The 13,316-nt window shown below is 39.1% G+C and carries 10 protein-coding genes; all 10 read left to right on the top strand.

The window, feature by feature from the left end; all coding sequences use genetic code 11:
- Positions 1-43: 43 nt before the first annotated feature.
- The 10 genes from A6J77_RS05355 to ligA all read left to right on the top strand — a co-directional run bounded on the left by A6J77_RS05355 (position 44) and on the right by ligA (position 13,264).
- Positions 44-1,231, top strand: coding sequence for an ABC transporter substrate-binding protein (locus tag A6J77_RS05355; protein WP_083068831.1), 1,188 nt, complete (start codon positions 44-46; stop codon positions 1,229-1,231).
- Between the two features lie 135 nt (positions 1,232-1,366).
- A complete protein-coding gene (locus A6J77_RS05360; RefSeq protein WP_083068833.1) occupies positions 1,367-2,560 on the top strand; it encodes an ABC transporter substrate-binding protein in 1,194 nt (397 codons plus the stop codon).
- Positions 2,561-2,973: 413 nt separating this feature from the next.
- Entirely contained in the window at positions 2,974-3,852 is an 879-nt protein-coding gene (locus tag A6J77_RS05365; protein ID WP_083068835.1) for a branched-chain amino acid ABC transporter permease, read from the top strand.
- 8 nt (positions 3,853-3,860) lie between these two features.
- Complete coding sequence (locus A6J77_RS05370; RefSeq protein ID WP_083068842.1) at positions 3,861-4,847, top strand: branched-chain amino acid ABC transporter permease; 987 nt, start codon at positions 3,861-3,863, stop codon at positions 4,845-4,847.
- Between the two features lie 2 nt (positions 4,848-4,849).
- Complete coding sequence (locus A6J77_RS05375) at positions 4,850-5,623, top strand: ABC transporter ATP-binding protein (RefSeq protein WP_016897926.1); 774 nt, start codon at positions 4,850-4,852, stop codon at positions 5,621-5,623.
- A gap of 9 nt (positions 5,624-5,632) precedes the next feature.
- The gene (locus A6J77_RS05380) at positions 5,633-6,346 is read left to right on the top strand and encodes an ABC transporter ATP-binding protein (RefSeq protein ID WP_227645187.1); all 714 of its coding nucleotides are present in this window, start codon (positions 5,633-5,635) and stop codon (positions 6,344-6,346) included.
- Between the two features lie 129 nt (positions 6,347-6,475).
- Entirely contained in the window at positions 6,476-7,219 is a 744-nt protein-coding gene (locus A6J77_RS05385; protein ID WP_083068845.1) for a glycoside hydrolase family 73 protein, read from the top strand.
- A 101-nt stretch (positions 7,220-7,320) separates the two neighbouring features.
- Positions 7,321-7,977: a GntR family transcriptional regulator gene (locus tag A6J77_RS05390; protein WP_083068846.1), complete on the top strand. Its 657-nt coding sequence runs from the start codon at positions 7,321-7,323 to the stop codon at positions 7,975-7,977.
- Positions 7,978-8,672: 695 nt separating this feature from the next.
- A complete protein-coding gene (locus A6J77_RS05395) occupies positions 8,673-11,219 on the top strand; it encodes a UvrD-helicase domain-containing protein (protein ID WP_415749486.1) in 2,547 nt (848 codons plus the stop codon).
- Between the two features lie 32 nt (positions 11,220-11,251).
- The gene (gene ligA / locus A6J77_RS05400; RefSeq protein ID WP_102950021.1) at positions 11,252-13,264 is read left to right on the top strand and encodes an NAD-dependent DNA ligase LigA; all 2,013 of its coding nucleotides are present in this window, start codon (positions 11,252-11,254) and stop codon (positions 13,262-13,264) included.
- Positions 13,265-13,316 lie beyond the last annotated feature (52 nt).

The following is a 13,316-nucleotide window of genomic DNA, read 5'->3' on the forward strand; positions in this document are numbered from 1 at the left end:
GAGGCAAAATTAAAATCAATTACGTTCTAGGGAGGACATATAGATGACATTTAAAAAATTAGCTTTAACTTTACTATCTACCGTCACTTTAGCTGCTTGTGGGGCTGCGACTTCTACTAGCAATTCAGGCGCTTCAAACACTGCAGACAACGAAACTTTCAATGTCGGTGGTAACTTTGGTTTATCAGGTGCCTTTTCTGCTTACGGTACTGCGATCAATGATGGTGCAGCCTTAGCTTTCAAAGAAATCAACGAAGATGGTGGTGTCTTAGGTAAAGATGTGAACTACATCTCTGTAGACAACAAGTCAGATGCAACTGAATCAACTACGCAAACTGCTCGTTTAATTGATGAAGAAAACATCTCCGTTTTAGTGGGTTCTGATACAACAGGTTCAACTGAAGCACAAATCCAAACAGCGACTGACGCAAGTGTGCCAATTGTTGCACCAGCAGCGACAGGTGACTCATTAACATTAGATAGCTCTGGTAATGTGTTGGATTACGTATTCCGTGTGCCATTCCAAGATGCTTTCCAAGGTTCTGTATTAGCGGAATTTGCCAACCAGGAAGGTTACGAAACTGCAGCAATCATCCAAGATAACTCCTCTGACTACGGTCAAAACTTAGCAGCTGAGTTCGATGACATCTTTGAAGGTGAAGTAGTCGGAACTGAATCTTACGTTTCAGGTGATACTGACTTCAACTCAATTTTAAATAACATCGCTTCTAAGAACCCGGATGTAATCTTTATCGCTGGTTACTACACTGAAGGTGGTTCAATTGTGAAACAAGCACGTGAAATGGGTATTGAATCAGCAATCTTAGCACCAGATGGTTTCGGGGCTGAAGAATTCGTTGAATTAGCTGGCGCTAAAAACGTGAATAACTTCTACTATACTGCTCACTACACAACTGGTGAAGGGGCAACTGATAAAACAACTGAATTCGTTGAAGCCTTTGAAGCAGAATACGGTTCAGCACCAAACATGTTTGATGCTTTAGGTTATGACGCAGCTTACTTAGTAGCAGATGCAGCTGAACGTGCGGGCGAAGATGACCGTCAAGCGATCACAGATGCCTTATCTGAAACAACTAACTTTGAAGGGGTAACTGGTACATTCTCATTTGATGAAAACCACAACCCAGTGAAAACTGCTTACATCATCGAAATGGAAAATGGTGAAGAAGTAGGTTCTTCAGCAGTAAGTCCAGAAGATGTCGCCAACTAATTTGCTTATTAAATCTAATCCTCAAAAAACATTAAAATAAAATTAAAAAATAATTGCTTTTTAGAAAGAACCGACTTATACTAATGTTAGTCTTATCTTTATTGTTCCAAATATAAAATTTTGGAGGAATTTATGATGAAAATGAAAAAAATGCTTTTAACAATGGGTTCTTTAATGATGTTGGCGGCCTGTGGTTCAGTGACGCAAACATCCAACAATGCAAGCTCAACTAGCGAGAGTAGCGGAGATACTATCAAGATTGGTGGTAACTGGGACTTATCTGGTGCTGGTGCAGCCTATGGTGGCCCGGCAAATGAAGGGGTTAAATTAGCTTTTAAACTGGCGAATGATGCTGGTGGCATTAACGGTCAAACGATCGAATATGTTGAAGCTGACAACCGTACTGATCCAAATGAGTCTGCCAATACAGCAACACGCTTAATTGATGAGGAGAATGTACAAATGATTATCGGACCAGCAACAACCGGTGCATTTGAAGCACAAATTCCAACTGGAACGAATGCTAAAATACCAATGATTGCGCCAGCTGCGACGGGGGATACCTTAACAGTTGATAGTTCTGGTAATACATTAGAGTACGTTTTCCGTGTAGCTTTCCAAGATGCTTTCCAAGGTTCGGCACTTGCAAGTTTTGCTAATGGTGAAGGTTATGAAACTGCCGCAATTATCCAAGACAATTCAACTGATTACGGACAGAACTTATCTGCTACGTTTGAAGAAGAATTCCAAGGAAACATTGTTGCAAATGAGTCATACATTGCAGGTGATTCTGACTTCAATTCAATCCTAAATAACATCGCTTCTGACGATCCGGATGTAATCTTTATAGCTGGTTACTATTCAGAGGGTGGTCCAATCGTTAAACAAGCACGTGAAAAGGGAATTGATGCAGTTATTCTGGCACCAGATGGTTTTGGTAGCCAAGAGTTTATTGATTTAGCGGGTGCGGAAAATGTAACCGACTTCTACTACACTTCTCACTATACAACTGGTGAAGGGTCAACAGAAGCAACGGCAGAATTTATTGAAGCATATGAAGCTGAATACGGTAAAACACCAGACATGTTTGCTGCTTTAGGTTACGATGCGGCCAACTTAGCGATTGACGCTATTGAACGTGCAGGATCAGGTGATCCAGCTGCAGTAACAGCTGCAATTGAAGAAACAGAAGAATTTGCTGGTGCGACCGGTACATTCTCATTCGATGACCAACATAATCCAATCAAGACAGCTTACATTCTAGAAATGCAAGAAGGTGTAGTTGTAGGTTCTACTACAATCTCTCCAGACGACATCGTGAGTGAATAGAGTAGTCTGACCATTTAATAAAAAACAAATTTGGGAAGTTCTAGATGAAATGCAAACTTTGTACATGTTTGTCTTTTTAATACTAGGACTTCCCTTATTTTATGTTGAAAAATGAGGAAATAAAGCGTTAACATCGTCAAAAGTGTTACGGCTTTAAAACAAAATTAGAAAATTATTAAAAAAGATTGCATAAGAATTGGCATATTCTTATAATAAAACCAGTCTTATTCTTATGGTATTTGCGGTAACTAGGTCAACTTCTGCAATGGCAGGGATGACAAAAAGTTGAAAATGTTAAATGTTACATGAGTAAATACATACTTTATTAATAAAGATGAACAAATATAATGTTGGGTTATATTTGCCGTGGGGCAACTCACAAGTATTCAAAAAAGGAAAAGGAAGTGAAATAAATGGAGATGTTTTTGCAACAGCTTGTAAACGGACTCTCTTTGGGTGGTATTTATGCCCTTATGGCTTTAGGTTATACAATGGTATACGGAATTATCGGCTTGATTAACTTCGCGCACGGTGATGTTTATATGGTTGGAGCCTTTTTTGGTTTTTGGTTAATTACGGGGTTAGGGATGAATATTATTCCAGCACTTATATTAACAATGATTTTTACAGCAATTTTAGGGGTAATTATTGAGCGTGTGGCATACAAACCTTTACGTAAATCAACACGTATTGCAGCCTTAATTACGGCAATCGGGGTATCTTACCTATTACAAAACTTTATGATCTACTATGTAGGACCAGAAGTACGTGCCTTCCCTACATCATTACCAAACTTATCATTAGATTTAGGTTTATTTACGATTTCAACACAACAAGTGGTGATTTTCATTGTAACGATTATCTTGATGATTGCCCTACAGTACATTGTTCGTCAAACAAAAATGGGCCAAGGTATGCGTGCAGTATCTGTAGATGCTGATGCAGCGCGTTTAATGGGGATTTCAGTAGATAATGTCATTTCCTTTACGTTCGCTATTGGATCGGCTTTAGCTGGTGCTGGTGGGGTATTAGTTGGTATCTACTATAATTCTATTTCGCCAACTATGGGACTAACACCAGGTATTAAAGCTTTCGTAGCCGCTGTTTTAGGTGGTATCGGATCAATTCCTGGTGCCATGTTAGGTGGTATTTTAATCGGTGTGGTTGAATCAATGGTATCTATGATTGGTTTATCTACTTGGCGTGACGCTGCGGTTTACTTCATTTTGATTATCATTTTAGTCTTCAAACCTAGCGGATTGTTAGGTAAAGGCACACAAGAGAAAGTATAGGAGGGTGTATGATGAAAAAAGAATCATGGGCAAAAAACTTCTTTACTAAATCAACAATTACTTGGATTTGTGTGATTTTGGGACTATTCTTCTTAATCATGGCAGCCTATTTAATGGGATTAGTAACGTCGTTCTATCAAAATATTATAGTGACAATTGGGATTAATATGATCCTAGCTGTTGGCTTAAACTTAGTAGTAGGCTATGCGGGACAATTCTCGCTTGGTCACGCAGGGTTTATGGCGATTGGTGCCTACGTTGGTGCCATCCTTTCAACGCAAATTCCAGGACCAATCGGTTTCTATGCTGGTATGGCTGCTGGGGCTGTTTTAGCAGCTATCGTCGCTTTAATCGTAGGGGTTCCTACCTTACGTTTGAAAGGTGACTACTTAGCGATTGCAACTTTAGGGGCTTCTGAAATTATCCGTATCATCATCCAAAACTTGGAAATCACTAACGGTGCCGCTGGTATCTCAGGTATTCCAATGAACGTAACTTGGATTACTCTATTTATCTTCATCGTTTTAACAACACTATTAATTGTAAACTTTATTCATTCTAGCCCAGGACGTGCAACAATTGCTGTTCGGGAAAATGAAATAGCTGCCGAATCTGTTGGGGTAAAAACAACCAAATATAAAATCATTGCCTTTGTTATTGGTGCCATTACTGCATCAATCGCAGGTACTTTATATGCAGGTTACTTCTCAGTAATCAACCCATCCCAATTCACTTTCCAACGATCAATCGACGTGTTAATCATCGTTGTATTCGGTGGTATCGGATCAGTAACAGGTTCATTCGTTGCAGCCATCGCTTTAGGTTTACTAAACTCAGTTTTAGCCCCTTTAGGTCAATTACGTATGGTTGTATATGGTATCGCGATTATCGCCATCATGGTATTCAAGCCATCAGGTTTGATGGGTGATTTTGAATTACAATTCAGTAAATTATTCAACCGCAAGAAAAAAGATTCTGATAAAGAGGAGGCATAACCATGTCATTATTGACGATTAAAGATTTAAATAAAAATTTTGGCGGGTTAGCCGCTGTATCGAATGTAAATATTGATTTAGAAAAGAATGAATTAGTTGGTCTTATCGGCCCTAACGGTGCAGGTAAAACGACATTATTCAACTTGCTGACTGGTGTTTATGAGCCGAGTTCAGGTGAAGTAAAATTATCAACTGACGAAGGTGACGTGGTTTTAAATGGTAAAGAGCCAAGTGAAATCAACCGCTATGGTTTAGCAAGAACCTTTCAAAATATCCGTTTATTTGGTCAGTTGACTGTTTTAGACAACGTGTTAGTAGCTTTACATACTAAACACGGCGCTAGCTTCTTGTCTAGTGTTTTACGTACGCCAGCTTTCTACAAAAACCGGGAAGAATTAAAAGAACGCGCAATCGAATTGCTAAGTATTTTTAACCTTCAAGATTTACTATATGAAAAAGCGAAAAACTTGCCATATGGTCAACAACGTCGTCTAGAAATCGTTCGTGCCTTAGCGACTGAGCCAAAAATCTTATTCTTGGATGAACCAGCTGCAGGGATGAACCCAAATGAAACAGCTAATTTAACTGAATTAATCCGTCAAATTCAAAAAGATTTCGACATTACAGTAGTCCTTATCGAGCATGATATGTCGCTAGTAATGAATGTGTGTGAACGTATCTACGTATTAGAATACGGTAAATTGATCGCCCACGGTACACCTAGTGAAATCCAAAGTAATCCAGCTGTTATCAAAGCTTACTTAGGAGGCGAGTAAAATATGACAATGTTAGAAGTGAAAGATTTGAAAGTCTCATACGGCATGATTGAAGCGATTAAAGGGATTAGCTTTGAAGTCAATCAAGGCGAGATTGTTTCCCTAATCGGTTCCAATGGTGCGGGTAAATCCACAACCTTACGGACAATTTCAGGTATCAAACCAGCTAAAAGTGGTCAAATTCTTTATGAAGGACAAGATATCCTAAAATCAAACGCAATGAATATTGTAAAAGCAGGTATTTCTCAAGTACCTGAAGGGCGTCACGTATTTAAAGGGATGTCAGTTAAGGAAAACTTGTTAATGGGTGCTTACACTCGTAAAGACCGTGATGGCTTAAAAGAGGATATGGAAAAATCATTTGAATACTTCCCAATCATTAAAGAGCGTTTAAATCAAGACGCAGCGACTTTATCAGGCGGGGAACAACAAATGGTTGCCATGGCAAGAGCTTTAATGGCTAAGCCAAAATTACTATTATTAGATGAGCCATCAATGGGGTTAGCGCCATTATTCATTCAACAAATCTTCAATATTATTGAAGAAATCAATGCAGCTGGTACAACAGTACTATTGATTGAACAAAATGCCAAGCAAGCATTAAGCATCTCTGACCGTGCTTACGTTATGGAAACTGGTAAAATTTTATTATCAGGAACCGGTCAGGAATTATTAACTTCTGAGAAAGTACAAGAAGCTTATCTTGGTGGGGCAATGATCTAGATTTATATAATCTTAATATAAGCGTTGAGTAATCGTAATGGTTTACTTAACGCTTTTTATGTATAATGCAAGGGAAAAATGGACCAATTATGGCCCAAAATAAGATGTATGCAAGGAGGTGACAATATTTTGGCAAAGAAAAAGAAACAAGCAAGACGCAAATTAAATGGTTGTCAAGGTTGGTTGAAAGGGTATCAACAAGCATTCAGGCTAATTTTCAAAAAAAGAAAATATAAAAAAATACAATATATTTCGAAGAAGAAACGTTCACAACGTCGTAAAGAAATATGGTTAGGAACACTTGCAATTCTTGGATTAATGCTATTTTTCCTTTCCCGAGACTATCAAGGCGTACCCACGTCAAGTGAGACCACCAGTGAAGAGGTGGAAATAATATATACGGACCAAGAATTTGTGGATTTAATTGGTCAATATGCAGTAACTGAATATCCTAAATCTCATGTATTACCAAGTATTGTCACTGCCCAAGCAGTATTAGAATCTAATTTTGGTAAAAGTCAATTATCCAGTGAGTATTTTAATTTATTTGGCCGTAAATCGTATAGCCCAAATGATCCAAGTGTAGATTTACCCACACAAGAATTTGTGAATGGCCAATATATTACGGTGGATGAGCCTTTCCGAGTTTATACATCTTGGGAAGAATCAGTAGCTGATCACGGAAGATTACTTGCAAACGGCACTTCATGGAATGAAACACATTATAATGGTGTTTTGAATGCAAGGTCGTATAAAGAAGCTGCCTATGCCTTGCAAGAAGCTGGGTATGCTACCGATCCTAATTATGCGGAATCTTTGATAGATGTGATAGAAAGATACGAATTAACTCGGTTTGATAACCAGGTTCAATAGGATAAGTGAAAGAAAATTCATTTGCAATGGTACCTATTCAAGTGTATTATAAAAGATGAACAATATTTCGGTATATTGTACTTTTTATAGGGGGTAAAACCGTGGCGAAGACTAAGAGCTATAAGGACATAGCATATCAATACCTAAAGGAGCAAATCGATAGTAATTTGCTATTACCAGACACACACTTAAAAGAAGTGGAAATTGCAGAAACGCTAGGCATGAGTCGTACGCCGGTTCGAAAAGCCATGGCACAACTTGCTGAAGAAGATTATATTCGTATTGAACAATACAAGGGTGCGGTAGTAGCAAAAAATGCACTAAACGCACGAGCAATTGTGGAACGTCTACAATTTATTGAATTGTTAACTATGAATCTCTTCCAGCAAATGCAAAATAAAGATGTCCAAGTAGACACCGAACGAGTCGAAGAGTTGAAACAAATTATTTCTGAATCACTTGCAACATATGACTTGGAAACTTACTTTGATACTGAATTCAAAATGTTTACCTATTTGGTATCCTTCTATCCGAATTCATACTTTAGACAAGTTACCTTGAATACAATTCAACCCCTACATGAATTGTACATAAAAGAAGCCAAGGAGGATCACTCAACCTTCAAACGTGAAGCGAATGATTTAAAAGAAATCTATCCAACGATGTTGAAAGCTTTAGTGCATAAAGATTATGCGATGGCGCGTAAGCAAGCTCGCATCTGGATAAACCAATTAATTCTTTATCAAATCAACAAATAAGCGAGAGAGACGAATCCTAAAAGGTTCGTCTTTTCTTATGGCATCAGCTTGTGATACACCTTGTCAGTTGAGCTCTTCAGAGCAGTCAGGTGTCCGCTTCAGATATAGTTTGCGTGATGTGCCATCACTACAACTGTATCTTCCATCTTATGAGCGAGTTAATGCTTTAGCATATACTCGCTCAAATGCGTTAGAAGTCTCCTGCCTTAGCGCTCTGAATCACATCCTATAATCGGGTTCGCTCGACCAGCTCAAGTCCACTTCAGACTAACTTGCAGGTGATTGCATCAGCTACTGCATTAGTCTTCCAGCGTTGTTGAGCTGAACGGTCCCGCTCACACCTTGTTTAATCGGGCTCCACAAACCAGAAATGACTGCGTTTCAGATTAGTTTGCAACTGACTGCGTCAGTCACTTCATTAATCTTCCAACGTTATGAGTGAGTTGATGCTTTAGCATTTACTCACTTAAATGCGATAGAAGTTCATTTCTACCGTTTTGTGTCCACCATGTTTCATCGGGTTCGCTCGACCAGCTCAAGTCCACTTCAGACTAACTTGCAGCTGATTGCATCAGCCACTGCATTAGTCCTCCAGCGTTGTTGAGCTGAACGGTCTCGCTCACACCTTGTTTTCGTTGAACAGGTGTTCTATAAATGGTATCCTTATCAATGAAACTATACGGGAAGGTGGCCTAATGATGGCATTGAATCAATTTACTAAGGGGCTTAATGATCGACAAAAGGAAGCTGTTGAGCATACCGAAGGGCCGCTATTAATTATGGCTGGTGCTGGTAGTGGGAAGACGCGTGTTTTGACTCACCGCATGGCCTATATTTTAAGTGAAAAAGATGTGAATCCTTGGAATATTCTATCGATTACATTTACCAACAAGGCTGCTAAAGAAATGAAAGAACGGGTTTCAGCTCTAGTAGGTCCGGATGCTAATGATATGTGGGTATCCACTTTTCACTCTATGTGTGTACGTATTTTAAGAAGAGAAGCTGAGGCAATTGGTTTTACCAGGTCCTTTACCATCGCTGATCCATCAGAACAACAAACACTTATCAAACGTATTATTAAGGAATTAAACTTAGATAAGGATAAATTCTCTTATAAAATGTTATTAGGGCGTATTTCTGATGCGAAGAATAACTTAATGTTACCAGATGACTACCGGCAAAATTATTCTGGGTATATAGAAGATGTGGTGGCAGATGTATACGAACGCTACCAAAAAGGTCTTCAAGCGGCGCAATCTTTCGATTTTGACGATTTAATTATGTATACCGTTAAATTATTTGATCAACAGCCTGATATTTTGAAATACTATCAACAAAAATTTCATTATATCCATGTAGATGAATATCAAGATACCAACGAAGCCCAATATAAATTGGTCAAACACCTAGGTGACTACTTCCATAATGTGTGTGTAGTAGGAGATGCAGACCAGTCGATTTACGGGTGGCGTGGTGCTAATATGGAAAATATCTTGAACTTTGAAAAAGATTATCCAAATTCAACCACTATCCTACTAGAACAAAATTACCGGTCCACTAAAAATATTTTGCAAGCGGCCAATAATGTGATTAATAAAAATACTTATCGTAAAGATAAGACCCTATGGACAGACAACGATAAAGGGGAATTAATTTCTTATTACCGTGCCCAAAATGAACGTGATGAGTCAAACTATGTTATCAGTAAAATTAAAACGGCTATTAATAATCAAAGCCTTAGCTACGGAGACTTTGCCATTCTATACAGAACCAACGCCCAGTCTCGTGTAATGGAGGAAAATTTGGTCAAAGCCAACATGCCTTACCGAATCGTTGGAGGATTAAAGTTCTACGACCGTAAAGAAATAAAAGATATCCTAGCCTACTTACGCTTACTTGCTAACCCGTCGGATAATCTATCATTTACCCGGATTATCAATGTACCAAAACGTGGTATTGGCCCAGGAACTTTGGATAAATTAAATACTTTTGCTAGCCAACAGGGGATTTCTCTTTTACAGGCGGCATCACTAGTAGACCATTCGCCAATTACTGGTAAAGGTGCAACAAATTTAAAAGCTTTCGGCAAAATGATGGCCAATCTTCAAGCACAACGGGCCTTTTTACCTATCCAAGACTTGGTAGAAGAAGTCTTAGAAAAAACAGGTTATTTAAAAGATTTAGAAAATCAAAAAACATTGGAAGCTGACGCTCGTATTGAAAATATCCATGAGTTTATTTCGGTTACCCAAGAATTTGATAAACGTTGGGAAGCTGAAAGAGAAGAGCGGGAACAAGCAGCGCAAATTGAAGCTCAAGAAGAGGCAGACCGTCCAGCTGACCTACAAGATGCGAACCTGAACCAAGCTGATCCTAACCAAGAAGATGCCCCATTAAATCCAGATGGGACCTTTAATTTATTTGACTTAGAAGGCATTCAGGCAGAACTGGATAGTGTAATGGAGACCAATCCAGCTGAAGATGATGCTTTGATGGGCTTTATTACAGACTTATCATTAGTTTCTGATTTAGACAACCAACAATTGGACCAACAAGGGGAATTAACTTTGATGACCCTTCATGCAGCTAAAGGGCTTGAATTCCCGGTTGTTTTCATTATCGGCATGGAAGAAGGCATGTTCCCATTAGCTCGCGCCGCTAAGGAAGAGTCTGAACTTGAAGAAGAAAGACGACTAGCCTATGTAGGAATTACTCGGGCTGAACAAAAACTATATTTAACCAACTCATTATCCCGCTTGCTTTACGGGAAATACCAGTCCAATCCTGTTTCACGATTTATCGCAGAAATTGATGATGAATTACTAGATGACAGCGAAAATGAACGCTCTGTTTTCCAACCTAGAGGCCAATCAGATTTACCATTTGGACATCATGCAGGTTCATCTTTTGATAGCTCGTCAAGCATTGCATCAACTTACGGTAGCAAACAAAGAAGAGCAGCTAACACCTATGAAAAGGCGAATGCCAAGTCATACTATGACCGGAAAAAAGAAGCCAAACGGTCAGTATTTGATCCGGTTACTGTCAATAAAGATATCGAAACAGTAGAGGGACCAGTTACTTGGGCGATTGGTGATAAAGCCGTCCACAAAAAATGGGGTGTCGGGACTGTTGTAAAGGTACAAGGCGTCGGCAATGAACAAGAATTAGATATTGCCTTCCCAAATCAAGGTATTAAGCGATTATTATCTGCTTTTGCCCCAATTCAAAAGCAAGCATAAAGAAAAAACACGGAATAAAAGGAGATTGAACGATGACCAAGGATGACCAACAAAGTATTGATGTTGCGCGTATTGAGGCCTTAACCCATCAGTTGAATGATTATGCTTACCAATACTATGCCTTAGATAATCCAAGTATTTCGGATACCGAGTACGATAAACTTTACCGTGAGCTACAGGATTTAGAAGAAAAATACCCAACTTTCATCCAAGCAGAATCGCCCACGCAACGAGTGGGTGATGTTGTCAGTGAAGCATTCACCAAGGTAACCCATTCGCAACCGATGATGTCATTAGGTAACGCCTTTAATTTTGAAGAAGTAGCTAAATTTGTAGCGGATGCAAAGAAAACTGTTGGAGACCAAGTACGATTTGTATGTGAGTTGAAAATTGACGGTTTATCAGTGGCTATCCAATATGAAAATGGCCGCTATGTCAGAGCAGCTACTCGGGGGGATGGTGTTGTTGGTGAGGATATTACCAACAATGTCCGCACAATTAAATCAGTCCCAATGAAACTACGCGAAGAGATAGATATTGAAGTTCGTGGTGAAATTTATATGCCAAAGGCGTCTTTTTTGGCCTTAAATGAAAAGCGCGAAGAAGCGGGTTTACCAACCTTTGCCAACCCTCGAAATTCAGCAGCTGGTTCAATTCGTCAGTTAGATTCAAAAGTCACAGCGGGTAGAAACTTGAACATATTCTTATATTCAGGTGTTTTTTCTGATCAATTACCGATTAGAAGTCAACAAGACCTATTTAAATATTTCCCAGAATATGGCTTACGTGTGAACCCACTGACAAGAGTGTGTGAAAATGTAGAAGAAATTCAAGCTTATATTGAAGAAATGACTGCTAAACGCCATGAATTATCTTACGGTATCGACGGTATTGTTATAAAAGTGGATGACTTCGCTGACCAAGAAACCTTGGGGTATACGGTAAAAGCACCTAAATGGGCGATTGCTTACAAGTTTCAAGCTGAAGAAGTTGAAACGACGATTCGTGATATTGAATGGACAGTAGGTCGAACGGGTGTCGTTACACCAACTGCTATTATGGATCCAGTATTGCTAGACGGTTCAACCGTTCAACGAGCTAGCTTGCATAATATGGACCTGATTGAAGCCAAGGATATTCGTTTAAATGATACAGTGATTATCCATAAAGCTGGAGATATTATTCCAGAAGTGGTAACAGTTGTTTTAGATAAACGCCCAGATGATTCGATAGCTTATCCCAAGCCAACAACTTGTCCGGTTTGTCACAGTGACTTAATCCATTTAGAAAACGAAGTAGCCTTACGGTGTGTGAACCCAGCTTGCCCAGCTCAGGCGAAAGAAAAGTTATACCATTTCGTGTCTCGTAATGCCATGAATATTACTGGGGTAGGGCCTAGTGTCCTTGAGCAAATGTATGATAAGGCAGATGTTCATAGTCCAGCAGACCTTTACCAGGTGAAAAAAGACCAGTTAATGGCCTTAGATAAAATTGGTGACAAGGCGTCAGATAAAATTATCCAAGCGATTGAAGATTCTAAAGAGAATTCCCTAGAACGTTTGTTATTTGGTTTAGGTATTCGCCATGTGGGTGCTAAAGCAGCTCGTCAGATTGCCGAAGTTTACCCAAGTATGCAAGAAATCATGGCCAAAGATATTGCGGACTTTACCAATATTGAAGGAATCGGTGAAACTATTGCGGATTCTATTGTGGCCTTTTTTGCTACAGATGGTGCCCAAGAAACGATTGACTCTCTAATGGAAAATGGGGTCAACATGGTGTACAAGGGCCCGGTTAAAGCAGAAGTGGAAGCCATCAATTCCTTCTGGGCTGGTAAAACCGTTGTCCTAACTGGAAAGCTGTCACAATACACAAGACCAGAAGCTAAAAAAGCCATTGAAAATTTAGGTGGTAATGTAACGGGTTCTGTTTCAAAAAAAACAGATATACTCGTTGCTGGTGAAGACGCTGGCTCAAAATTAACCAAAGCAGAAAGCTTAGGAATAACCATATTTTCTGAACAAGACATGGTTGACAAGTTATAATATAATAGACCAATAGAAGAAAATGGGAACTTGTGATTGGGGAGAATACCAA

The organism is Aerococcus viridans (assembly GCF_002083135.2).
Classification (GTDB): Bacteria; Bacillota; Bacilli; order Lactobacillales; family Aerococcaceae; genus Aerococcus; species Aerococcus viridans_C.

Coding starts and splice junctions, on each gene's coding strand:
- A6J77_RS05370 (WP_083068842.1), top strand. CDS start 3,861: ATGATGAAAAAAGAATCATGGGCAAAAAACTTCTTTACTAAATCAACA.
- A6J77_RS05355 (WP_083068831.1), top strand. CDS start 44: ATGACATTTAAAAAATTAGCTTTAACTTTACTATCTACCGTCACTTTA.
- A6J77_RS05395 (WP_415749486.1), top strand. CDS start 8,673: ATGATGGCATTGAATCAATTTACTAAGGGGCTTAATGATCGACAAAAG.
- A6J77_RS05375 (WP_016897926.1), top strand. CDS start 4,850: ATGTCATTATTGACGATTAAAGATTTAAATAAAAATTTTGGCGGGTTA.
- A6J77_RS05380 (WP_227645187.1), top strand. CDS start 5,633: ATGTTAGAAGTGAAAGATTTGAAAGTCTCATACGGCATGATTGAAGCG.
- A6J77_RS05360 (WP_083068833.1), top strand. CDS start 1,367: ATGAAAATGAAAAAAATGCTTTTAACAATGGGTTCTTTAATGATGTTG.
- ligA (WP_102950021.1), top strand. CDS start 11,252: ATGACCAAGGATGACCAACAAAGTATTGATGTTGCGCGTATTGAGGCC.
- A6J77_RS05365 (WP_083068835.1), top strand. CDS start 2,974: ATGGAGATGTTTTTGCAACAGCTTGTAAACGGACTCTCTTTGGGTGGT.